Source organism: Ruegeria sp. BG5 (assembly GCF_056538425.1).
This window is the reverse complement of sequence record NZ_JBQFTC010000002.1, coordinates 241007-264308: the sequence shown is the minus strand read 5'-3', so window position 1 is coordinate 264308 and position 23302 is coordinate 241007. Positions and strand designations below refer to the sequence as shown.

At 60.1% G+C, this 23302-nt stretch carries 24 protein-coding genes and 1 riboswitch; of the genes, 16 read left to right on the top strand and 8 right to left on the bottom strand.

Translation table 11 applies throughout. The features are described 5' to 3' along the window. The first annotated feature begins 14 nt into the window (after nt 1-14). Genes ACR0KX_RS11770 through ACR0KX_RS11760 form a run of 3 tightly spaced genes read left to right on the top strand, consistent with a single transcriptional unit; the run spans nt 15 to nt 2622 of the window. Nucleotides 15-1244: a class I SAM-dependent RNA methyltransferase gene (locus ACR0KX_RS11770; RefSeq protein ID WP_480708445.1), complete on the top strand. Its 1230-nt coding sequence runs from the start codon at nt 15-17 to the stop codon at nt 1242-1244. Nucleotides 1245-1259: 15 nt separating this feature from the next. Next, the gene (locus ACR0KX_RS11765) at nt 1260-2045 is read left to right on the top strand and encodes an ion transporter (protein WP_480708444.1); all 786 of its coding nucleotides are present in this window, start codon (nt 1260-1262) and stop codon (nt 2043-2045) included. 58 nt (nt 2046-2103) lie between these two features. Then, a complete protein-coding gene (locus tag ACR0KX_RS11760; protein WP_170453388.1) occupies nt 2104-2622 on the top strand; it encodes a L,D-transpeptidase family protein in 519 nt (172 codons plus the stop codon). Here ACR0KX_RS11760 and ACR0KX_RS11755 read toward each other — a convergent pair. From ACR0KX_RS11755 to cysQ, 7 genes are all read right to left on the bottom strand, one after another. Beyond that, the gene (locus ACR0KX_RS11755; protein WP_170623478.1) at nt 2606-4051 is read right to left on the bottom strand and encodes a nodulation protein NodH; all 1446 of its coding nucleotides are present in this window, start codon (nt 4049-4051) and stop codon (nt 2606-2608) included. The genes ACR0KX_RS11760 and ACR0KX_RS11755 overlap by 17 nt on opposite strands. Before the next feature lie 6 nt (nt 4052-4057). Beyond that, nucleotides 4058-5758: a DUF5927 domain-containing protein gene (locus ACR0KX_RS11750; protein ID WP_170623476.1), complete on the bottom strand. Its 1701-nt coding sequence runs from the start codon at nt 5756-5758 to the stop codon at nt 4058-4060. Beyond that, the gene (locus tag ACR0KX_RS11745) at nt 5755-6741 is read right to left on the bottom strand and encodes a glycosyltransferase family 2 protein (RefSeq protein WP_170623623.1); all 987 of its coding nucleotides are present in this window, start codon (nt 6739-6741) and stop codon (nt 5755-5757) included. Before ACR0KX_RS11745 ends, ACR0KX_RS11750 begins: the two co-directional genes overlap by 4 nt. Before the next feature lie 186 nt (nt 6742-6927). After that, nucleotides 6928-7971 (bottom strand): glycosyltransferase family 2 protein, encoded by a 1044-nt coding sequence (locus ACR0KX_RS11740; protein ID WP_480708443.1) that lies wholly within the window; start codon nt 7969-7971, stop codon nt 6928-6930. 7 nt (nt 7972-7978) lie between these two features. Beyond that, the gene (galE, locus tag ACR0KX_RS11735) at nt 7979-8962 is read right to left on the bottom strand and encodes a UDP-glucose 4-epimerase GalE (protein ID WP_170453391.1); all 984 of its coding nucleotides are present in this window, start codon (nt 8960-8962) and stop codon (nt 7979-7981) included. Nucleotides 8963-9032: 70 nt separating this feature from the next. Beyond that, nucleotides 9033-9833: a 3-deoxy-manno-octulosonate cytidylyltransferase family protein gene (locus tag ACR0KX_RS11730; RefSeq protein WP_170623473.1), complete on the bottom strand. Its 801-nt coding sequence runs from the start codon at nt 9831-9833 to the stop codon at nt 9033-9035. Then, nucleotides 9833-10630 (bottom strand): 3'(2'),5'-bisphosphate nucleotidase CysQ, encoded by a 798-nt coding sequence (cysQ, locus tag ACR0KX_RS11725; RefSeq protein ID WP_170623472.1) that lies wholly within the window; start codon nt 10628-10630, stop codon nt 9833-9835. Before cysQ ends, ACR0KX_RS11730 begins: the two co-directional genes overlap by 1 nt. Before the next feature lie 122 nt (nt 10631-10752). Here cysQ and ACR0KX_RS11720 point away from each other — a divergent pair, with 122 nt between their 5' ends. Further along, nucleotides 10753-11574 (top strand): ABC-2 transporter permease, encoded by an 822-nt coding sequence (locus ACR0KX_RS11720; protein ID WP_170520961.1) that lies wholly within the window; start codon nt 10753-10755, stop codon nt 11572-11574. Here the strand turns inward: ACR0KX_RS11720 and ACR0KX_RS11715 are convergent. Beyond that, complete coding sequence (locus tag ACR0KX_RS11715) at nt 11571-12173, bottom strand: alpha-ketoglutarate-dependent dioxygenase AlkB (protein ID WP_170623470.1); 603 nt, start codon at nt 12171-12173, stop codon at nt 11571-11573. The two genes, ACR0KX_RS11720 and ACR0KX_RS11715, sit on opposite strands and share 4 nt — an antisense overlap. A 214-nt stretch (nt 12174-12387) precedes the next feature. On the opposite strand from ACR0KX_RS11715, the gene dnaK reads away from it, so the two are divergent. The 12 genes from dnaK to ACR0KX_RS11655 all read left to right on the top strand — a co-directional run bounded on the left by dnaK (nt 12388) and on the right by ACR0KX_RS11655 (nt 23289). Further along, nucleotides 12388-14295 (top strand): molecular chaperone DnaK, encoded by a 1908-nt coding sequence (gene dnaK, locus ACR0KX_RS11710; protein ID WP_170453396.1) that lies wholly within the window; start codon nt 12388-12390, stop codon nt 14293-14295. Between the two features lie 74 nt (nt 14296-14369). Beyond that, a complete protein-coding gene (dnaJ, locus tag ACR0KX_RS11705; RefSeq protein ID WP_170623469.1) occupies nt 14370-15515 on the top strand; it encodes a molecular chaperone DnaJ in 1146 nt (381 codons plus the stop codon). Between the two features lie 266 nt (nt 15516-15781). After that, nucleotides 15782-15888, top strand: a riboswitch (TPP riboswitch). Between the two features lie 46 nt (nt 15889-15934). Then, nucleotides 15935-16738 (top strand): bifunctional hydroxymethylpyrimidine kinase/phosphomethylpyrimidine kinase, encoded by an 804-nt coding sequence (thiD, locus tag ACR0KX_RS11700; protein WP_170623467.1) that lies wholly within the window; start codon nt 15935-15937, stop codon nt 16736-16738. Further along, a complete protein-coding gene (thiO, locus tag ACR0KX_RS11695) occupies nt 16735-17712 on the top strand; it encodes a glycine oxidase ThiO (RefSeq protein WP_170623465.1) in 978 nt (325 codons plus the stop codon). Before thiD ends, thiO begins: the two co-directional genes overlap by 4 nt. After that, the gene (gene thiS / locus ACR0KX_RS11690; RefSeq protein ID WP_170623463.1) at nt 17696-17890 is read left to right on the top strand and encodes a sulfur carrier protein ThiS; all 195 of its coding nucleotides are present in this window, start codon (nt 17696-17698) and stop codon (nt 17888-17890) included. The genes thiO and thiS overlap by 17 nt, the downstream gene beginning before the upstream one ends. A 2-nt stretch (nt 17891-17892) precedes the next feature. Further along, on the top strand, nt 17893-18657 hold the full coding sequence (locus tag ACR0KX_RS11685) for a thiazole synthase (protein WP_170623461.1): 765 nt from the start codon (nt 17893-17895) through the stop codon (nt 18655-18657). Then, a complete protein-coding gene (locus tag ACR0KX_RS11680) occupies nt 18654-19250 on the top strand; it encodes a thiamine phosphate synthase (protein ID WP_170623459.1) in 597 nt (198 codons plus the stop codon). The genes ACR0KX_RS11685 and ACR0KX_RS11680 overlap by 4 nt, the downstream gene beginning before the upstream one ends. Further along, nucleotides 19247-20209: a HesA/MoeB/ThiF family protein gene (locus ACR0KX_RS11675; protein ID WP_170453403.1), complete on the top strand. Its 963-nt coding sequence runs from the start codon at nt 19247-19249 to the stop codon at nt 20207-20209. Before ACR0KX_RS11680 ends, ACR0KX_RS11675 begins: the two co-directional genes overlap by 4 nt. Before the next feature lie 20 nt (nt 20210-20229). Further along, nucleotides 20230-21165 (top strand): ABC transporter substrate-binding protein, encoded by a 936-nt coding sequence (locus tag ACR0KX_RS11670; protein ID WP_170623457.1) that lies wholly within the window; start codon nt 20230-20232, stop codon nt 21163-21165. After that, nucleotides 21162-21836 carry a thiaminase II gene (gene tenA, locus ACR0KX_RS11665; protein ID WP_170623454.1) on the top strand — a complete coding sequence of 225 codons (675 nt, stop codon included), beginning with the start codon at nt 21162-21164 and terminating at the stop codon, nt 21834-21836. Before ACR0KX_RS11670 ends, tenA begins: the two co-directional genes overlap by 4 nt. Then, on the top strand, nt 21833-22558 hold the full coding sequence (locus ACR0KX_RS11660; RefSeq protein ID WP_480708442.1) for an ABC transporter ATP-binding protein: 726 nt from the start codon (nt 21833-21835) through the stop codon (nt 22556-22558). The genes tenA and ACR0KX_RS11660 overlap by 4 nt, the downstream gene beginning before the upstream one ends. Continuing rightward, complete coding sequence (locus ACR0KX_RS11655) at nt 22555-23289, top strand: ABC transporter permease (RefSeq protein WP_170623450.1); 735 nt, start codon at nt 22555-22557, stop codon at nt 23287-23289. Before ACR0KX_RS11660 ends, ACR0KX_RS11655 begins: the two co-directional genes overlap by 4 nt. Nucleotides 23290-23302 lie beyond the last annotated feature (13 nt).

Genomic DNA, 23302 nt, shown 5'->3' with positions numbered 1-23302 from the left:
TTATCAGCCACGTCATGACGCAGACCTTCACCATAATCCGCCTGGGGCATCAGGGCGACGGTATCGCCGATGGCCCCGTCTATGCGCCGCGAACCTTACCCGGTGAGGTGGTGAGCGGTACTCTGCACGGTCAGGTTCTGACCGATATCCGGGTGGACAGCCCATCCGATCAGCGCGTGAAGGCCCCATGTCGGCATTACAAGGCCTGCGGTGGGTGCCAATTGCAGCATGCCTCAGACGCGTTCGTGGCCGACTGGAAGGTTGCGGTGGTGCGCAACGCGCTGGCCGCGCAGGGGCTCGATGCCCCGATGCGGCCCATTCACACGTCGCCCGATCGGTCCCGTCGTCGGGCGACGATTGCCGTACGGCGGACGAAAAAGGGCGCGCTGGCCGGATTTCACGGACGGGCGTCGGACACGATCACCGATATCCCGGATTGTCACCTGCTGGACCCCGCATTGATCGCCGCCATTCCGGTGGCCGAGGCTTTGGCCCTGTTGGGTGGCAGCCGCAAGGGTGTGCTGGCTGTGACGCTGACCCTGTCCGAGGGCGGGCTGGATGCGGCGGTCAAAGGCGGTAAACCGCTGGACGGCCCGCTGGAGCTGGCTCTGGCGCAAGAAACCGAGAAACACGGGCTGGCAAGGCTCAGCTGGGATGGCGAGGTGATCGCGATGCGGCAGGCCCCGTCGCAGCGGTTCGGACCGGCCGCAGTCACGCCCCCGCCCGGGGCGTTTTTGCAGTCGACAAAGGACGGAGAGCAGGCTCTAACACAGGCTGTTTTGGAGGCAACTCAAGGGGCAAAGCGGGTCGTCGACCTGTTTGCAGGCAGCGGCACATTCTCACTGCCACTGGCGCAGATGGCCGAGGTTCATGCGGTCGAGGGCGAGGCCGAGATGACGCAAGCCTTGGATCAGGGCTGGCGCAGCACGACCGGTCTGAAACGCATCACGGTCGAGGCGCGCGACCTGTTTCGCCGCCCCTTGATGCCGGATGAACTAAAGCCGTTCGACGCCGTTGTTCTTGACCCACCCCGCGCCGGGGCCGAGGCACAGGTGGCAGAACTGGCGCAGGCACGCCCAGCGGTCATTGCCTATGTCTCATGCAATCCGGTCACCTTTGCGCGCGATGCCAAAGCGCTTGTCGATGCGGGCTATACCCTTGAATGGGTGCAGGTCGTTGACCAATTTCGGTGGTCGTCACATACGGAACTGGCCGCGCGGTTCGTGCTGAACCCCGCATCCTAAGGAGACAGGCAAGGCATGGGGTTCAAACAGCGTTTGCTGAACATTATCGAGGCACCGGCTTTTGGTCGGTTCATCACCGGCGTCATCATCTTCAATGCGATTCTGTTGGGGATGGAAACCTCGCCCGTGCTGATGGAAGCTGCAGGCCCGCTGATCGTGACGCTCGACAAGTTGTGCCTAGCGATCTTTGTCGCCGAAATTGCGATGAAGCTGATCGCCACCGGGCGTAACTTCTTCAAAAGCGGCTGGAACCTGTTTGATTTTCTGATCGTGGGCGTTGCCCTTGTCCCCAGTGCGGGTGGCCTGTCCGTGTTGCGGGCGCTGCGAATCCTGCGGGTTCTGCGCGTGATCTCGGTCGCGCCGCGACTGCGCCGGGTGGTCGAAGGGTTCATCTCGGCCCTGCCGGGCATGGCCAGCGTATTCCTGCTGATGGCGATCCTGTTCTATATCGGCGCGGTGATCTCGACCAAGCTGTTCTCGTATTCCTTCCCGGACTGGTTCGGCGATCTGGGTCTGTCGGCCTATACGCTGTTCCAAATCATGACACTGGAAAGCTGGTCCATGGGCATCGTGCGTCCGGTGATGGAGGTTTATCCCTATGCCTGGCTGTTCTTTGTGCCCTTCATCATGGTCACCACTTTTGCTGTGGTGAACCTGCTGGTCGGTCTGATCGTGAATTCGATGCAGGATGCGCACCATGCCGAGGATGAGGTGAAAACCGACGCCTACCGGGATGAGGTGCTGGAACGGCTGGAAGCCATTGAACAACGGCTTATTCAGCAATCAAACATCAAAAAGTGATTTCAGTTTTCTGATTTTTTGGCATAATACGCAAAAAAAGAGCAGCAGGCAGTAAAACATGGATCGTCGAGCATTTGGATTGGGGGCGATGGCAACGCTGAGCCTTTCGGCTTGTGCCTCAGCCAGCCCCAGATTTCTGACCTATAACGGACCCGAGGTGACGTCTCTTGTGGTGAACAAGGGCGCGCGCAAGCTTTATCTTTTGCATAACGAGCAGGTCCTGCGCGACTATGACGTTGACCTGGGCTTTGCGCCACGGGGCACCAAGACAAAGCGCGGCGATGGTCGCACGCCCGAAGGCACCTATCTGATCGACCGCCGCAACCCGCGTAGCCGGTATCACCTGTCTTTGGGGATTTCCTATCCCAACTCGGAAGACATCGCGCAGGCCAAGGCCGCAGGTGTCGATCCGGGCGGCGACATTTTCATTCACGGCCAGCCCAACCTGCGGTCAGAACTGCGGCGCGCGAAAAAGACGCCGGATTGGACAGCGGGCTGTATCGCGGTCAAGAATGACGAGATGGAAGAGATCTACGCGATGGTTGGCCGGGGTACGCTGATCACTCTGCGCCCCTGATCGGTCGCCAATCGCCGAATCCGAATTGCACGAAGTCGCGCTGGTAGGTTTCTGCTGCCAGCGTCTGCATTTTGGCATCGCAGATTTCGTCCAGGCGATAGGGTTCTTCCGGAGTACCATTTTTGGGCATCGGCGGGTTTGCGTGGCCCAATCCGCGCGCCAGATCAGGCAGGGCTGGGTTCAGGTCGTCTTCGCGCAGGATCAGGTCGGGCAGGGCGAATTTCGAAACCCCTGCCAGCGCTTCTGATTGGGTGCACCAAGCTGCATCCACTCGGATCGGCGTCTGCCCGGCAAGGTTATGGCGCAGGAAGGTCAGGAAGGCGGAAAACGCCTCATAATGCTGGTCCATTGAATAGTTGTGCGCGCGGATTTGACCGGGGATTGGCAGTTTGAAGCGGTTGCGCAACTGTTTGCGGATGTCCTCGTAACACTCTGGTCCGGTGTTCAGGATATGTCGACAAAAGGCCGTATGCGCGCGCGCCAGCGGGTGGCGCAGCACGGTGAATTTACGGTGTCCGGGCGTGGCGCGCATCCAGTCTTGCACCTCCTGCCGCGAGGGGCTTGTTATCAGGCCATCTGTGCCAACATTGTCCAGCGTGGCCATCCACTGATGAATGACCGGATCGATTCCGCCGTGCACCGGCATATAAAGCAGCCGAGATTTTGGCGCGATCACATACCCTTCAACCGCCGGTCCGCGTTTTGGTTCGAAATACGGGCTGCGGTGCATGGACAGCAGGTCAAGCCCGGACAGGTCGCTCTGCATCTGGTCCGGATTTGTGACCTTGGACAGCGCCGGGATCGGGTTTTGCGGTTTCAGCAGGTCGTCCAACTGGCTTAGGCGCGCCGGAATGCCCAGCCAGTCGGCTAGCCCGTTCAGAAGGTCCAACCGGGTCAGATCGTCATAATCGATGTAAAATGCGCTTTGGCCGGTGCGTTGCAGGTGGGTGTGGACCTGACGCAGGAAGCCTTGGCACTGATCCAGATAGTCCGAGAACTCTGGCCCATCAAACTCGACCTGTGCCTCAAGCCGCCGTTTGATGTTCTTCAATTGCCATTGCTTGGTTTTGCGCACGATCTTCAGCGACAGGTAACTGTCCAGCGGGTTACGCGTCAGAATGATCTTGGCGCAGCGCGGGTCGTTCAGGACCGGGTCCAGCACCCTTGGGTCGTGTTCCTGAAAATAGCGAAAACCGTTCAGATCGCCTGTATCTGCGCGCATGGCCTCGATAAGCCGCGTCGGATTTTCGTCGCGCTCTTCCAGCGAGATGCCCAGCACGTCCTGCGCTTTGACGCGGCCAATGAAATGGGGATTGAATGCCTCGCCATGGCAGGTGACACCGTCCAGCGCGTTCAGGTTCGACTCCAGCAGGTTCGAACCGGTTCGCATCGCAGCCAATACGATGAAATAGTCAAACTTACGCGTCATCGGCGATCACTGCACCAGATAGGGTTTGCGATATGGCTTGGTTTGTGTGCCGAAAACGTCGTCGGCAGGGAAATCCCCCATCAATTGCGGGTGCATGCCCTGGTTCTTCAGGTTTTGCAGGAATTGACCAAAGCCGGACAGATCGACCATGGTCGGCGCTTCCGTCAGGTGACTGGCACCTTGGGTGCCGATCTCATCGATGATTGTCTGCAAAGGCTCCATCGGGGCCTCGATGAAATCGGCCAGGGTCCAGCTGCGCACATTTGCCTTGGTCCAGACCGAGGTCAGAACCTCAAGCTGTTTGCTTTCGATCCGTTGCAGGCGCGCAGCCTCGCATCGGATATCCGCGAAATTCATGTTCGAGCGGAACAGCGGAATGGCCCATGCCCCAGTGATGACCGAGACCTGGGCGTTCTTGTCGCGGGCCATGAACCAGTTGATGGCCTGCGTGTCATTTGGGCCGAACTGAAAACACTGACGCTCACCCCGCGTGTTCCAGATCAGGTTCGACAGAAAGGCGGTCGGGTTGTAGTCCCGCAGGGTGGCGCAATCGCTCAGCGCGCCGTTGGTGATTGTCTGGCCTTGGGCGAACTCGGCCCGATCGGGTCCGAACAACCGCCCGTGCACCCGTGCCCCGGTGACCGAGGTCAGCCAGCTTTCAAAATCCTCGAACAATTCGCCAAAGCCCTGAAACATGGAATAAGGCGATGAGGTCAGGCCGTTTTCACTGCCATGCCGGGGGAAGCGGCCCTGCATATAAAGACCGTCGCGGCCATGGGTGCGCCGCTCGACCGCTTTGGAAAATACCCGGTCGATCTTGCCGGGGTTCGGCTCGGCCGGTTTCATCGCGCCGGTCTGATCGGTCAGAAAGGCCTGATACAACCGATCCGCCCGCCACCAGATTTTGCGTGCAACAAAGCAATCCGACCGGCGCAGCAACTGCAGATGATCGTCATAGAAGATATGCGGCCGGCCCTGATAATCGAACTTGGACAAGGTTAGCGAGCGGCTTTCGATATGCGTGGAATACAGCCGTGCCAGCGTCTGGAAATAGCTTTCATCGGGTATCCAGACCTGCCGGAAATAGCGATCATAGGTCTTGCGTTTCGGGTCTTGCAGGATCGCGGACAGGGTTTGACGGGTTAGACACCACCATTGGCTGCCCATATGGGGAACCAGCCCCTCGGGGATACTACGTCGCAGGCCCAGGCGGCGTTGCAGCTTGACATAGGCATCAAACAATTTGCGCTGTTTGCGCCATGAAAACGGAAAGCGCAGGGTGAAGCGTTCATGATCCAGCCCGCCAATGGTCCAACTGACATCGGCGGTGGTTGCGCTTTCGATGAAGTCGACGCGGGGCCGATCGGACAGGTAATCAACCAGCTCCTGCACCGGGCGCAGCGGCAGGCAGGCCCCCGAGGACAGGAATACGTGCCGCACGTCCGGGAACCGTTCCAGCATCAGTTCGGATGCGGCCTGCGATCCGGCAACGATGCCCCAACCGCCCCAATCGCATTTGTGACGCTCGGAAAACACGATCAGCGGATCATCCGCGCAAGAGGCGACGAATTTCGAGAACACATCGCCCGGCACCTTGCGATCCACATGGATCACCACCGGGCATCCCGCCGCCGTCCAATGCCGGGCGACCTGTTCGGCGCGGTCCAGCGCGGTATGCACCAGCATGACGATGCCCAAAGAACTCATGCCCAGTTTCCTTTTGACATGAGGCCCAGAATCTCAAGCTGTCGCCAGTTGATATAGGTCTCGGACCAGTCGCACCAGAAGACGGGCTTTTCGTCCAGACCATCGGCATAGGCTTTGTATTCGCCCGACCCGCGATAATGCTGACCGCGCTGCAATTCCTCACGCGCCTTGTCGCCCAGCGTGTCGATCAGTTTGGCATGCAGCAGCGCACCACTGGCTTTTTCACCGCCCCATTCGTCATAGACCTGGTTCAAGCCGCGCGGCAGCAGCGAATGGGTCGAGCTGACATAGACATAGCGCCGGTCCCATTTCACCAGAGGGATCTTGTTCAGCGCAGGCGCCTTTGACGGGTTGTCGCGAAAGAACACGCGCGCACGGGGACCGCCTTGAATCCACAGGTTCTTATACTCGGGGTTCTTGGTGATCATGTAATTGCCGGCATCGAACCAGCGCGCGATTTCAAACGGGTCCTGCCCTTCGTGATAAGGTTCTGCGTCCACCGGCCCTTGGGGATACATATCGATCAGCATGGTCCCGAAACTGCGCACCGCGCATCCATCCAGCCAATCGGTCAGCGCCCGGATGGGCCGTGTGTCGCAGAAGGGATAGATGAAGAACTCATCGGGATCGACGGTCAGTACCCAGTGTTTATGGGCGTATTTGCGCAGCAGGTAATTCGACCAGTCCAGCCCGAACCCCGCGCGTTTATAGCTGGTCTTTGTTCGCCAGACCGAGACATCGGGTTGTGATTCCAGGAACTCGCAAGTGCCGTCATCGCTGTCATTGTCCACAAACAAAAAATGGTCGATACCCAGTTTGCGGTAGTAGTCCAGAAAAAAGGGCAGGCGTATCTTTTCGTTGCGCACCACGCTCATCAGCAGAATATCTTCGCGGCGAATGGCGGCGGTGTTGTTGCTGACGGGCCCAAGCTCGCGCCGTCGTCTGACGCCGCGCAGGATACGGCGTTTGCGCCGCAACCTCATCCGATACGAGTCCCACAGGCTCACGTGATTATCCAACCTTTGTTTTGCCGCGAGCGTCCTCCGCCCCCCTCAACGTGCAAAAAGGGTCGGGTTAATGCCGATTTATGCCACCTATACATCTTGCAGGGCAATGGATTTAGAACCGGTTAGCGGTGAACATGGTTTTTATGCACATGTTTTCGCCCATTACGTCCATCCTCCGACATTCATTAACCCAAGTTGCTGCAATTGTTCCCACCCTGCATAGCGCGTCGATTTAGCGGTCCAAAGGGTCGGGCGATTGATGATCCCATCATAATATGGCCCGAATTGGTCAGGGTCATGAAAATGCTGGCGGCGCTGCTTCTCAATCCGCGATTTCTCGACGATCTCGGGCAGGAATTTTGTGTGGAGCAAGATACCGGAAGGTGCCGAGCCTCCGGGTCCGTCATAGGCTGCGTTCAACTGGCGGGGCAGGGCCGAGTGGCAGGAATTCACATAGGCGTAGCGTCGGCACCAGCGTATCAGCGGGATCTTGTTCAAGGTCGGAGATCGCTGTCGCGTCGTGGAAAAGAACATGCGTTCACGCACACCACCCTGCACCCAAAGATTGCCCGCCGGGCTTTGACGCTGTGCCCGATAAGGCCCGGCATCGAACCAATTCAGTACTGCCGTCGGATCGCTGTCGGGGACATAGCCTTGATCCCCCAACGGGCCTTCGGGATACAAGTCCAGCATCAGCGCGCCAAACGCCCCGCGTCCCGTCTGGTCCAGCCATTTTGTCAGATCGTGCAGCGAGCGTGTGTCATGATGGGCATAGATCAACAACTCATCCGCATCCACCATCAGGCACCAATGGCGATGGCCATGGCGCATTTGCAGCCATGTCAGCCAGTCCAGCCCATAGCGCGAAGCCCGATAGCTTGCATGGGTTTGCCATAGCGAGACATCGGGCTGGTCCAGCAGCAATTCAGCCGAGCCATCATCGCTGCCATTATCCACGATCAGAAAGTGATCGACCCCGAGGCTGCGATAATGGTGCAGAAACCAGGGCAGGCGCGTGATTTCGTTGCGCAGCGTGGTGAAGGCCAGAATGCTGCCGCGCGTGATCTTGTCGGTCTGATCTTTCACGCTGATCAGTTGATGCCGACTGCGCCATGCGCGCACTAGCAGACGGCGGCGTTTCCAGCGCAGACGGTACATCTGGGCCCATCCGATTTGGGGCAGGGGCTGTACCGATGCGCTGGTCAACCGGGCCTCATTGCTCGTAATGGCCGTTCTGATGCCAGCGCCACGCGTCGGCAATCATCGTCTCTAACGTTGACCTTTTGGGCTTCCACCCCAACTCGGCCTCTGCCCGGACAGAGCCGGAAACCAGTTTGGTGCAATCGCCTTCGCGGCGCGCCCCGACCGTATAGGGCACGGCGCGGTTGGTGACGGCCTTGGAATGCTCGATCACTTCCAAAACCGAAAAGCCCGAGCCGGTGCCAAGGTTGAAGACCCGGCTGCCCTTGCCCTCTTCCAGCCAGTTCAAACCCAGCACATGCGCGTCAACCAGATCGCAGACATGGACATAGTCGCGGATACAGGTGCCGTCCGGCGTGTCGTAATCGGTACCGAAAACGGTCAGTCCGTCCCGTTTACCGTCAATTGCGTCCAGCATCAGCGGCACCAGATGGGTTTCAGGGCGGTGAAACTCACCCACTTCGCCATCCGGGTCCGCGCCCGCGACGTTGAAATACCGGAAGATTACGTGGCGCAGCCCATGCGCGGCCTCGAAATCGTGCAGAATATCCTCGATCGCGCGCTTGGACGCGCCATAGGCGTTCAGCGGGTGCTGCGAGGTTGTCTCGTCCAGCACCACATTGTCATGCTCACCATAAGTGGCGCAGGTTGATGAGAACACAAAGTCCAGACACCCTGCCGCAACCGCGGCCTCGATCAGCGTCAGGGAACCGGTGACGTTGTTGGACCAGTATTTTCCCGGCTCTTTCATCGCCTCACCCACCTGGCTGAGCGCGGCGAAATGCATCACCGCCACGGGCTGGTGTTTGGCGAACACTTCGTCCAGCCGGGCACGGTCCAGCAGGTCGCCCTGTTCGAACGGACCGAATTTGACCGCATCCTGCCAGCCGGTGATCAGATTGTCATAGGTGACGGGCACATACCCGGCCTGTGACAACGCCTTGCAGGCATGGGATCCGATATAGCCAGCGCCACCGGTGACAAGAACAGTTTTCATATGCGATCCGTAAGGTCAGAGTTGGAGGTTCCTACGCCATGGCAGGTGCAAAGGTCATGGGGAAAAGAGGTCACTCCAGACCCATAGCGGCCATCATCTCTTCGATCTTTGGTACGTCCTGCGGGTTGTTCAGCTCCCAGAACTGGCGGCCTTTGGCTTCGACCTCGACGCACAGAACCTTGCGCCCGTTTTCCATGAAGCGCAGCTGTTCCAGACCTTCCAGCTGTTCCAGCGGTCCGGTTGGCCAGCCGGGATAAGCAGCCAGCGCATCGGGGCGATAGGCATAGACGCCGACGTGATGAAAGACCGGGGTGGGTGCGCCGCCTTCATAGGTTTCGGCTGTGAACGGCACGACTTCTTTCGAGAAATACAGCGCGCTGTTGTCGCGCGCGAAAACGGCTGTAGTGCCGCCGACGCGCCCATGTTTGCGGTCGTTCAGCAAACTGTTCAGCGCATCGCCATCACAGCGCAGAACCGGGGTGGCCACACCCGCATCAGGCGCCGCGCGCAGGCCCGAGATCAGATCCTCGACAAACCAATGCGGCGTCAAAGGTGCATCGCCTTGCAGGTTCACGACGATCTCATAGCCACCGCCCAGTGCGGCATGCGCTTCGGCGCAGCGTTCGGTGCCGTTCTGGCATGCTTCGGAAGTCATGACGACTTCGGCCCCGAAGGCCTCGGCGGCCTCGCGGATACGGTCGTCATCTGTGGCCACAACCACCTTGTCCACGCCCGAGACGGAACAGGCCGCGCGCCAGGATCGTTCGATCAGTGTCATCGCCTTGCCGGTCGTGCCGGTCAACGGAACCAGAGGCTTGCCCGGATACCGGGTCGAGGCATAGCGGGCGGGGATGGCGATCAGAACAGACATCAGGCTTCCTTCAACTCAACACCCGGAGCGTAGGCGATAAAGAACGGATTTGCATAGCCGTCCTTGCCGTAGGTCAGCGGGGAATGGTCGTCAAAGCGAACCACCTGACCGCCCGCGCCCGCCAGCACCGCGTGACCAGCGGCCGTGTCCCATTCCATCGTGCGGCCGACACGGGGGTAAAGATCAGCCTCCCCCGTTGCCACCAGACAGAATTTGAGCGATGAGCCTGCGCTTTTGCTGTCCTGCACCTGATATTTGTTGATGTAATCCTCGGTCGCCTGATCCCGGTGCGACTTGGACGCAACGATCAAAAGCGCCGAATTGTCTGGTTCAGAGACTGATATTGCGGTCAGATCGCCGAGCTGGTCCTTATCCAGCGCACCGGTTTCCTCGACCGATTGGCCATCGGCCTGCGTGTAGAACATGCGCCCCTTGGCTGGCGCGTAAACAACGCCCCGCGTCGGAAGCCCGTTTTCGACCAGGGCAATATTGACCGTGAAATCCCCACGCCGGTTGATGAATTCCTTGGTGCCATCCAGCGGATCGACGATCAGGAAGGTCTCGCCCTTTTCCGAATGCGAGGCCGCCTGTTCCTCGGTCACCAGCAGAATGTCGGGAAACGCGGCGCGCAGCCCGGCCGAGATCAGGGCATCTGCCGCCTCATCCGCCTCGGTCACGGGGCTGGCGTCAGATTTGACCTTCACGTCGAAATCATCCGAATTGTAGATCTCCATGATCTTGTCGCCTGCTTCCAGGGCCAGACGTCGGATGACGGGGATAAGCGCGTCGTAGGTCACAAAAAAGCTCCGTTTACGTGGTTTGTTGATCCAAATCTCTGACGGACTTATGATGTGCCGGTTACCGAACGGCAAGGTATTCGTGCCAGATTGACGGCAGCAAAACGGGAAAGACCCTTCGAGTGTTTTATTTCAGTCGTAACCAAACGCTGCTGGGTGGTGCGTTCACCACAGCCGAACTGGTGTTCCACGCCGTGGTACGCAGCGTGCGCGCGCGACATTCCAACGCCGTAGTTGCGATCCTGATCAACATTTTGCAGGTCGTTCTGATGGCTTCGGTATTTTACCTGATTATGTCCTTCATGGGTACACGTGTCGCCAAAATCAGGGGAGAGTTTGTCCTGTACGTTCTGTCAGGTGTTTTCCTGTTCATGACACATATTCAATCAGTTGGTAGCATTTCGAAGCTTGGTGGCAAGAACAGCCCGATGATGCTGCACTCGCCCATGAACCCGATGGTTATGATCCTCGCCGCCGCGTTCGGCACGCTTTACAAGCAATTGATGTCAGTTCTGGTGATCCTTTTCGTCTATAGCCTAGCGGTGGCGCCGCTTGAGATTCAGGATCCCGGCGGCGCGTTTGGGATGCTCATTCTATCCTGGTTCACGGGCTGTTCGGTTGGACTGGTGTTTATGGCGATAGCACCATGGTTTCCGACGGCCGCCGGGATGCTCAGCAACATTTACCGCCGTCTGAACATGGTGTTTTCCGGCAAGATGTTCATTGCCAACGCATTGGGCGGAAGCGTTCTGTTGATGTTTGCGTGGAACCCTCTGTTTCACCTGATCGATCAGTGCCGGGGCTTCGTGTTTCGCAACTATTTCCCGCGCAACACCAGTTGGGAATACGCGTTGTGGGTTGGAATAGCGCTGCTGATGATCGGTTTGCTGGGCGAGTTTTTTTCCCGCAAGCACATGTCCCAAAGCTGGAATGCGCGCCGTTAGGTTGCCATGCGCATCGTCAGGTTGATCCGCCCGCCTTTGGGCAACAACCGCGATGATCCGGGCCGGATGCGATCAACGCCGTGATAGGTCAGCCGGGCCGGGCCGCCCATGATGACGACGTCGCCCGAACTCAGCCAGATCGATTCCGTTTTGCCGCCGCGGGTTGTATTGCCGATCCGGAACAGCGCGTCATCGCCCAGCGATACGGACAAAACGGGCCAGGAAAAATCTGCCTCGTCCTTGTCCTGATGCAGGCCCATCTTTGCGTCCTCATTATAGTAGTTGATCAGGCAGCAATCGGGCGCGCGGTCAGGGCTGATCAGATCGCGCCAGATGGTCAGAACCGCCTCGGGTATGGCGGGCCATTTGCCGCCTTTAGGATGGTGATCCTGATAGCGATAGCCCGATCTGTCGGTGACCCAACCCAGATCCCCGGCCGAGGTCATGCGCACGGACATCTCTTTCCCCGACGGCGTCACGGGCCGGAACAGCGGCGCGGCTTTCAGAATCGGGCGCAGCGCTTCGATCACCCGGGTTTGTGCGGCGCTGTCCAGATACCCTTTCCTGATGTCGAACCCCCGCAAAAGCAGCCGCGCCATCCCAGATTCCCCATTCCTTACTTAATCCTTGCCCAAAAAGGCCGCAGATTCCCGAAAAGCTGCGATTCAGAGTGCTTGCAGGCCTCTGGTCCGGCCCTTATATACGCCGGGACGCGCGATGGTGTAGTGCTGTCGCGCACATCAGATCGGGGACAGGATGCCATAACGGGTCCGGCCCTCGGGACATCGCCTTGAAGAGAAAGGGATTGCAAAAATGGGAAAAGTCATCGGGATTGACCTCGGTACCACAAACTCGTGCGTGGCCATCATGGACGGCTCGCAGCCGAAGGTCATCGAAAACGCCGAAGGGGCGCGGACCACGCCCTCGATCGTCGCCTTCACCGAAGAAGAGCGTCTGGTCGGTCAGCCTGCAAAACGTCAGGCGGTCACCAACCCCGACAACACGATCTTTGGCGTCAAGCGCCTGATCGGTCGTCGCGTGGATGATGCAGAAGTCGAAAAAGACAAGAAAATGGTGCCCTACGCCATCGTCGATGGCGGCAATGGCGACGCGTGGGTCGAAGCCCGCGGTGAAAAATACTCCCCAAGCCAGATCTCGGCCTTCACTCTGGGCAAGATGAAGGAAACCGCCGAGAGCTATCTGGGTGAGGACGTCACGCAAGCGGTTATCACCGTTCCCGCCTATTTCAACGACGCGCAGCGTCAGGCCACCAAAGACGCCGGTAAAATCGCAGGTCTGGAAGTGCTGCGGATCATCAACGAACCGACAGCGGCCGCGCTGGCCTATGGTCTGGACAAGGAAGACACCCAAACCATCGCGGTTTATGACCTTGGCGGTGGTACCTTCGACGTGACCATTCTGGAAATCGACGACGGTTTGTTCGAGGTCAAATCGACCAACGGCGACACCTTCCTGGGTGGTGAAGACTTTGACATGCGCATCGTCAACTACCTGGCGGATGAGTTCAAAAAGGAACACGGTGTCGATCTGAGCCAGGACAAGATGGCCCTGCAGCGTCTGAAAGAAGCCGCGGAAAAAGCCAAGATCGAACTCAGCTCGACCTCGCAGACCGAAATCAACCAGCCGTTCATCTCGATGGGTTCGAACGGCCAGCCGCTGCACATGGTCATGAAACTGACCCGTGCCAAGCTGGAATCGCTGGTGGGCGACCTGATCAAAAAGTCGATGAAGCCCTGCGCCGCCGCGCTGAAAGACGCCGGTCTGTCGGCGGGCGACGTCGATGAGGTTGTTCTGGTCGGTGGTATGACCCGGATGCCGAAAGTGATCGAAGAGGTCACCAAATTTTTCGGCAAAGAGCCCCACAAAGGCGTGAACCCGGACGAAGTGGTCGCCATGGGCGCCGCCATTCAGGCCGGTGTTCTACAGGGCGACGTCAAGGACGTTGTTCTGCTGGACGTGACCCCGCTGAGCTTGGGCATCGAGACGCTGGGAGGCGTGTTCACCCGTCTGATCGACCGCAACACGACCATTCCGACCAAAAAGTCTCAGGTCTTCTCGACCGCCGAAGACAACCAGAACGCCGTGACCATCCGCGTGTTCCAGGGTGAGCGTGAAATGGCCTCGGACAACAAGATCCTGGGTCAGTTCAACCTCGAAGACATCCCGCCCGCACCGCGCGGCATGCCTCAGATCGAGGTGACGTTCGATATCGACGCCAACGGCATTGTCTCGGTTTCGGCCAAGGACAAAGGCACCGGCAAAGAACAGAAGATCACCATCCAGGCTTCGGGCGGTCTGTCCGACGAGGATATCGAAAAGATGGTCAAGGACGCCGAAGAGAACGCGGAAGCCGACAAGGAACGCCGCGAGCTGGTCGATGCCAAGAACCAGGCGGAAAGCCTGATCCACTCGACCGAAAAGTCGATGGAAGAGCATGCCGACAAGGTTGACCCGACCACCATCGAAGCCATCGAGTTGGCAATTGCCGCGCTGAAGGACGAGCTGGAGACCGAAAATGCCGACAAGATCAAGTCGGGCATTCAGAACGTGACCGAAGCCGCCATGAAGCTGGGCGAAGCCATCTACAAGGCGCAAGCCGAAGAGGGCGAAGAAGAACCGGCAGCAGCAGATGCCGCGCCGGGCGATGATGACATTGTCGACGCCGAGTTCGAAGATCTGGACGACGACAAGCGTAACTAACGAGCAACCGGGCCAATGCGGGCCGGTCCGGTTGCCGGGCCGGCCCGATTACGTTGAGGCAGAAGGAAACACTGATGTCAAAACGCGACTACTACGATGTGCTCGGCGTGACCAAGGGCGCATCGGCGGACGAGATCAAAAAGGGTTTTCGCAAGAAAGCCAAAGAGTTGCATCCCGACCGCAACAAGGACAACCCGGATGCCGAGGCGCAGTTCAAGGAAGCCAACGAGGCTTATGACGTGCTGCGCGACGCCGACAAGAAAGCGGCCTATGACCGGTTTGGTCATGCCGCATTCGAAAACGGTATGGGCGGCGGTGGCCGTCCCGGCGGCGGCTTTGGTCAGGGCGATTTTTCCAGCGCGTTCTCGGACGTTTTCGACGATCTGTTCGGCGATTTCATGGGTGGGCAGCGGGGCGGTGGCGGACGTCGCGCGGCGCGTGGTTCGGACCTGCGCTATAATCTGCGCGTATCGTTGGAAGAGGCTTACGCGGGGCTGCAGAAAACCATCAACGTGCCCGCCGCAGTGGCGTGTTCGTCCTGTGAAGGCACGGGTGCCGAAGGCGGCGCAGAGCCCACCACCTGTCCGACCTGTTCCGGCATGGGCAAGGTTCGCGCGCAGCAGGGGTTCTTTACCGTTGAACGCACCTGCCCGACCTGTTCGGGATTGGGCCAGATCATCAAGAACCCATGCAAATCCTGCAATGGCGCGGGCCGTGTCGAAAAAGAACGCGCCCTGTCGGTGAACATCCCTGCCGGTGTTGAAACCGGTACCCGTATCCGCTTGGCCGGTGAAGGCGAAGCCGGAATGCGCGGTGGCCCTCCGGGTGATCTCTATATTTTTGTAGAGGTTTCGGATCACAAGCTGTTCGAACGCGACAGCGTGAACCTTTACTGCCGCGTGCCGGTCAGCATGGCCAAGGCCGCGCTGGGTGGATCGATCGAAGTTCCAACCATCGACGGTGGCCGCGGTCGGGTGCAAATCCCGGCAGGCAGCCAGTCGGGTCGTCAGATGCGTCTGCGCGGCAAGGGCATGCCCGCCCTTCGCGGTGGCGGTGTTGGCGACATGTTCATCGAACTGGCCGTGGAAACTCCGGTCAACCTGACCACCCGTCAGAAAGAGCTCTTGCGTGAGTTTGATGATCTGGGGGAAGATAACCACCCGGAATCCAAAAGCTTTTTCTCGTCCGTCAAGTCTTTTTGGGACGGGATGAAGGGTTAAGGCGGACTGCCTCTATTGGGGCGGTCGTCCGCTATTGGGGGCTCTGCCCCCGCCGCCCGTACCGGGCGTCTCCCCCGAGATATTTGTGGCCAGATGAAGCAAGGGATCCTTTATTCATCTGGCCCAAAATACCTCGGAGCGCGAGGCAGAGCCTCGCATTTTCCCCCGCAATTCAAACGCCGCTTTGGTCTTAACCTCTTGCCCAAAGTGGCCTTATGACCTGTGGATTGGCGCTTGATTTCCAGCGCCTGCCCTGAGATTGTCCGCATCAACCGTTGGGGTGCCCTGATCAAAGGGCTGAGAGGCGTGAATGCGCTAACCCATCGAACCTGATCCGGGCAATACCGGCGTAGGGAACGGTCTAACGCATACAGACGTTTTCCATGCCCGCGTTGCCCCCAAAATGATGGAGCGACGAAGTGGCAGCAATTGCCCTGACCATAGCAGGATCCGACAGCGGCGGCGGCGCGGGGATTCAGGCCGATCTGAAGGCGATGTCGGCTTTGGGAGTTTACGGCTCCAGCGTCATCACTGCCGTTACGGCGCAGAATACGCAGGCGGTTACGGCTGTGCACGGTATCCCGCCGGACGTGATCGCCGCGCAGGTCGAGGCGGTGCTGACCGATCTGAACGTTGACGCGATCAAGATCGGCATGCTGGCAACGCCTGAAATCATCCAAACCGTAGCGCGGGCATTATCGGGGTTTGACGGCCCCGTTGTTCTAGACCCGGTGATGATTGCGAAATCCGGCGACGCCTTGCTGGCGGACGCGGCTGTGCAGACCCTCCGTGACGTCCTGTTGCCCCGCGCGAGTGTTTTGACACCGAACCTGCCCGAGGCGGCTTGCCTGCTGGATCAGCAAGCTGCGGCATCGCGAAGCGAAATGATCGAGCAGGGCAAGGCGCTGTGCGCGTTGGGAGCGCGGACGGTTCTGATGAAAGGTGGCCATGGCACAGGCGACATCTGCCACGATGTTTTGATCGGTGAAACAGGTGTTGTGGCCGAGTTTCAGGCACCAAGGCAAAACACCAGAAACACGCATGGAACGGGTTGCACCCTGTCCTCGGCGATTGCGGCCGGTCTGGCGAAGGGTTTGGCGCTGCCCGAGGCGGTGGCCGAAGCGCATGACTATCTGCAAGGCGCGATTGCCCGGGCGGATGAGTTGAATGTCGGATCGGGGCACGGGCCGGTGCATCATTTTCACCGGGTTTGGCCCACGTGACGCTCTGGTCTGTCATAGGAGCCGGGGTTGCCGGTTTGGCCGTGGCCAGCGAGCTGGTCTCGCGCGGCGAACGGGTGCAGGTCTTTGACCCCGCTGGCCGGCCCGGTCCGCATGGGTGTTCGTGGTGGGCGGGCGGCATGCTGGCCCCGTGGTGCGAATACGAAAACGCCGAGGAACCCGTTTTGCGGTTGGGTCAGAAGGCCATCAATTGGTGGGCAGAGCGAACGCAGGTGCATCGCAATGGCACTCTGGTCGTGGCGAATGCCAGGGATCTGCCGGACTTGCGCCGCTTCGCGCGCCGGACCGAAGCGTTTACCGAAGTGGATCATGCAAAATTAGCTGAATTAGAGCCTGATTTGCATGGATTCGGACAGGGCTTGTTTTTTGAACGGGAGGCTCACCTTGATCCACGGCAGGCGCTGCATGACCTGTACCGCAATCTCAAGGAACAGGGTGTCGAATTCCGCAACGATCACGCGCCTGCGCAGTTGGACAACGTCATCGAATGCCGCGGGCTGACAGCGCGGGATGTGTTGCATGATCTGCGCGGCGTGAAGGGCGAGATGCTGGTTGTGCGCTGCCCTGACGTGACCCTGACACGTCCGGTTCGTCTGCTGCATCCGCGTATCCCGCTTTATATCGTGCCGCGTGGCGATGGCATCTACATGCTGGGTGCCACGATGATCGAAAGCGAAGACAGCAGCCGTATCACGGCGCGGTCGATGCTGGAACTGCTCAGCGCCGCTTATGCTCTGAACCCTGCATTTGGCGAGGCCGAGGTGCTGGAAATCGGTGTCGATCTGCGCCCCGCCTTCCCGGACAACCTGCCGCGCATTCGGCGTCTGGGCGGGACGATCTATGCCAACGGGCTCTACCGTCACGGCTATTTGCTGGCCCCGGCGCTGGCGCAGGGCGTGGCCGATCTGGCGTTGGACAACAAACAGTCGGAGATGGTCGATGAAGATCGTGCTTAACGGTGAACCCAAGAACGTGATGGCCGTCACTTTGGCCGAGTTGCTGGAGGAATGCGGTTTCACGGGTCGCGTCGCGACGGCGGTGAATGAGGAATTTGTGCCCTCGGGCCTGCGCATCGCCCATGCTTTGAACGAAGGCGACCGGGTCGAAATCCTGTCGCCGATGCAGGGGGGCTGAGGATGCGCAGTTTCTATGGTGTCGACTTGCCCAACCCGCTGATGCTGGGCACCGCGCAATATCCCAGCCCTGCGATTCTGGAACAGGCCTTCCGCGCAAGTGGCGCTGGCGTGGCCACAGTGTCTCTGCGGCGCGAATCCGGGGCGGGGCAGACATTCTGGCAGATGATCCGCGAACTGGGGGTGCGGGTGCTGCCCAACACCGCCGGGTGCCACACGGTGAAAGAGGCTGTGACAACCGCGCATATGGCGCGCGAAGTGTTCGAGACCCCTTGGATCAAGCTGGAACTGATCGGCCACACTGACAGCCTGCAACCGGATGTGTTCCAACTGGTCGAAGCGGCACGCATTCTGACCGAGGATGGGTTCCAGGTCTTTCCCTATACCACCGATGATCTGATCGTGGGCGAACGGTTGTTAGGGGCCGGGTGCGAGGTTCTGATGCCCTGGGGTGCTCCCATCGGGTCGGGTCGTGGTCTGAACAACGAATACGCGCTGCGTGCCATGCGAGCGGAATTTCCCGATGTGCCGCTGGTTATCGATGCCGGGATTGGCCTGCCCAGCCATGCGGCCCATGCGATGGAACTGGGTTATGACGCCGTTCTTCTGAACACCGCAGTCGCGCGGGCCGGTGATCCGGTGCGAATGGCGCAGGCAATGGCGATGGCGGTTGAGGCCGGGCAACTGGCGCATCAGGCCGACCCGATCGAGGCGCGGGATATGGCCGAACCCTCAACCCCCGTCATTGGAAAGGCGTTCCTGTCATGACGCTGGACCGTTTCTATCCGATCTTCGATCATTCGGACTGGCTGCGGCGGATGCTGCCCTTGGGTGTGAAGCTGGTGCAGCTACGCGTCAAGGACCAACCGGACGCGGTTGTTCGGGCGCAGATCGTGACCTCTCGCGATCTCTGCCGCGAGTATGGCGCGGTGCTGGTGGTCAACGACTATTGGCAGGCCGCCATCGATGCAGGCTGTGACTGGATCCATCTGGGCCAGGAGGATCTGGACGACGCTGATCTGAAAGCGATCCGCAAGGCTGGGCTGAAGCTGGGCGTCTCGACCCATGATGATGATGAGCTTGAGCGTGTGCTGACCATGAACCCCGATTATGTGGCGCTGGGCCCGGTTTATCCGACGATTCTGAAAAAGATGAAATGGGAACAGCAGGGCCTGCCCAAAGTCACCGAGTGGAAGGCCCGCGTGGGCGACATCCCTCTGGTCGGGATCGGCGGCATGAGCGTTGAACGCGCGGAAGGGGTGCTTGAGGCTGGGGCGGACATCGTTTCGGTCGTGACAGACATCACCCTGAACCCCGACCCCGAGGCGCGCGTGCGCCAATGGATCGAGGTCACCAGATGAGCCGCTATGCCCGCCAGATGATCCTGCCCGAGGTCGGCGCCGAAGGGCAGGCCCGCCTGTCGCGCGCGCGGGTTCTGGTTGTGGGCGCGGGCGGGCTGGCGGCGCCGGTCCTGCCGTTGCTGGCTGGGGCGGGTGTCGGACATCTGACGATCATGGATGCGGATCATGTCGCCCTGTCGAACCTGCATCGACAGACGTTGTTTGCCGAGGCGGAATGCGGTCGGTCCAAAGCCGAAGCTGCGGCAGAGCGCTGTCGTGCGCTGAATTCCGGGATTGTGGTTGTTGCAGCAAAACAGGCTCTAACAAACGTCAATGTGATGGATTTCACCGGGCAGGCTGACGTGATCCTTGATTGTGCGGACAGCTATGCCGCCAGCTATACCTTGTCGGATGCCTGTCTGATCGCGAGCAAGCCGCTGATCAGCGGCTCGGTTCTGGGCCTGTCTGGCTATGTCGGCGGGTTTTGCGGCGGTGCGCCCTCACTGCGCGCGGTGTTTCCGGATGCGCCGGACAGCGGGGCAAGCTGCGCCACGGCGGGTGTTCTGGGGCCCGTCGTGGGAATGATCGGCGCGATGCAGGCGCAGATGGCGCTGGCGTTGATTTTGGGGATCGACCCCTCGCCGTTGGGTCAGATGGTGCAACTCGATGCCCGCACCCTGCGCAGCACCAGCTTCCGTTTTGATGCAGCGCCCGAGCCTCAGCGGGCCTTTCCCTTTCTGGCCGCCTCGCAACTGGACGCCGATGACATGATCGTCGAATTGCGGGACACGGGCGAAGCCCCGGACCCGATCCACCCGTTGGCGCAACGCCTGAGTGTCGAAGACCTGAAAACAGAGCCTAACAAAGAAAAAAGACTGGCTTTGTGCTGCGCCACCGGCCTGCGGGCCTGGCGCGCTGCAGAACAGATTGAACCGGATTGGCCGGGCGAGATTGTCCTCGTCGCGGCCTCAACCTCGTGAGTGAAAAGGAAACGCGAGACATGAAAAAGCTGATGACAGCCATCGCCCTTCTGGCCGCTGCGCCGGCCTGGGCCGAAGACAAGATGACCGTGCTGCTGGACTGGTTCATCAACCCCGACCATGGCCCGATCATCGTGGCTCAGGAAAACGGATATTTCGCCGACGAAGGATTGCAGGTCGAGATCATTCCGCCCGCCGACCCCTCGGCCCCGCCGCGTCTGGTGGCCGCCGGTCAGGCGGAACTTGCCGTGTCTTATCAGCCGCAACTGCATCTTCAGATCCACGAGGGTCTGCCGCTGAAACGTGTTGGAACGCTGGTCGCGACCCCGTTGAGTTGCCTTCTGGTGCCGAAAGACGGTCCGATCAAATCGCCTGCGGACCTCAGGGGCAAGAAAATCGGGTACTCGGTTGCGGGCGTGGAAGAGGCTGTTCTGGGCACCGTGCTGGGCAAATACGACGTCACGCTGGACGACGTTGAACTGATCAACGTCAACTTCTCGCTCTCGCCCTCGCTGATGTCCGGGCAGGTGGATGCCGTCATCGGCGCCTATCGCAATTTCGAGCTGAACCAGATGGATATCGAAGGCCGTCCGGGCACCTGTTTCTATATCGAGGAAGAGGGCGTGCCGTCCTATGACGAGCTGATCTATGTCGCAAACCCCGAGACGATGGACAAAGACATGATCGCCCGGTTCCTGGCGGCCACCGAAAAGGCGACGCAGTTCATCGTCAACAACCCGGAAAAAAGCTGGGAGATCTTTGCCTCTACCTCGCCCGAGTTGCAGGATGAGCTGAACGCCCGTGCCTGGATCGACACGGTGCCGCGTTTTGCGCTGCGTCCTGCGGGCTTTGACGCCGGTCGTTATGCAAGGTTCGAGGCGTTTCTGAACGAAAGCGGCATGGTGGACAGCCTAAACCCGGTCAGCGACATCACCATCGACGTGACCGCCCAATGAGCGGATACGGCAACGCCTTCGCGCTGATGCGCGACGCGGCGCAGGGGCCGTGGCGGGACTATACCCGCCACGCCTTTGTCGAAGGGATGAAGGACGGGACGCTGCCGCGCGACGCGTTCCTGCATTACCTGCGTCAGGATTATGTATTCCTGATCCATTTCAGCCGCGCCTGGGCGCTGGCGGTGGTCAAGTCCGAGACGCATTCGGAAATGCTGGCGGCAGCGGAAACCGTAAACGCCCTGGTCGGGGAAGAGATGCAGTTGCATATCGGGATATGTAAGGCGGCCGGGATTACTCAGGAGGCGTTGTTCGCGACGCCCGAACGGACCGAGAACCTTGCCTATACCCGCTTTGTGCTTGAGGCGGGGTATAGCGGGGATCTGCTGGATCTGCTTGCCGCTTTGGCGCCCTGCGTTATGGGATATGGCGAGATCGGCACCCGGTTGGCGTCCGAGGCCACATCCGAGACATATCGCGATTGGATCAACACCTATGCCAGCGACGAGTACCAAGCCGGGTGCAAGGCGATTGGTGAGTTGATGGATTCGGCTCTGACACGGCGGATTGGACCGGATTTCAGGGCCTCACCTCGTTGGGATCGCCTGTGCAAGACCTTCCGAACGGCCACCGAGCTGGAGGTCAATTTCTGGCAAATGGGTCTGACCCCGTGACCCCCGCACCCGATCTGACCGTCAATGGGCGGGCGAATATTGGCGACGCGCCTTTGTTCGCGCCGCTGACCCTGACCCTTGCGGCGGGGCAGTGGACCTGCCTGCTGGGCGGATCGGGCGTTGGCAAAACCACGGTCCTGCGCCTGATTGCCGGTTTGGAAACCGGAGCGGCGTTCACCGGCGAGATCACCGCAAGCGACGCGCAACCAGTCCCGGACCGCGTGGCCTATATGGCGCAGGACGATTTGCTGCTGCCTTGGGCCACAGTGGCGCAGAATGTCTCGTTGGGTGCACGGCTGCGGGGTGAGAAGCCCGACCTGGGGCGGCGCGACCGCCTTATCCAGCGAATGCGCCTGCAGGACCACATGGCCAAGAAACCTTGTGAATTGTCCGGCGGCCAGCGACAGCGCGTGGCTTTGGCCCGAACGCTGATGGAGGATCGGCCGATTGTGCTGCTGGATGAGCCGTTCTCGGCCCTCGATGCCCGCACGCGCGCGGATATGCAGGATCTGGCGGCAGAGGCGTTGCAGGGCCGGACCGTGCTGTTGGTCACCCATGATCCGGCCGAGGCCGCGCGGCTGGGTCAGTCCATCGTGGTGATGACGCAGCAGGGGCTGACTGCGTGTGAACCTCCGCGCGCGCCCGCACCGCGCCATGTGGACGATCTTGAGACATTGGAAACCCAAGGGGCCCTGTTACGTCTGCTACGGGAGGCGGCATGAGGTACCTTTCGGCCCTTGCGGCGACTGTGTTCGCGGTGGCGGTTTGGCAGGGGATCGTCTGGATCACCGGCCTGCCGAAATTCATCCTGCCCGGCCCGGCGCTTGTGGCCGAGACATGGTGGCAGAACCGCTGGCTGATCGCCGAACACACATGGATCACTGCGGTCGAAGTGGTGATCGGTCTGGGTGTTGGAACGGTGCTGGGCGTCGTCACGGCGCTGCAATTGGCCAATTCGCGGGCGGCGCGGGTGCTGGTGCAGCCGATACTGGTCTTTACGCAAGCGCTGCCGGTCTTTGCGCTGGCCCCTCTGCTGACCCTGTGGCTGGGCTATGGGCTTTGGTCCAAGGTGGCGATGGCGGTGCTGATCATCTATTTCCCGATCACCTCGTCTTTCTTTGACGGTCTGATGCGGACGCCGCCCGGTTATCTGGACCTTGCGCGGACCATGCAGGCCAGCAAGCGGGCGGTGCTGTGGTATATCCGTATTCCGGCGGCGCTGCCGTCCTTGGCCTCGGGGATGCGTCTGGCGGCGGTCTATGCGCCCATCGGGGCGGTGATCGGTGAATGGGTGGGGTCGTCGCAAGGGTTGGGCTATCTGATGCTGCTGGCCAATGGCCGCGCGAAGACGGACCTGATGTTTGCGGCGATGCTGACTTTGGGGGTCTTTTCCATCCTGCTGCACATGGGGGTTCGCCGGGCCACGACGCGGCTGGCGGGTGAGGTGCGTTAACCAATCAGAAACC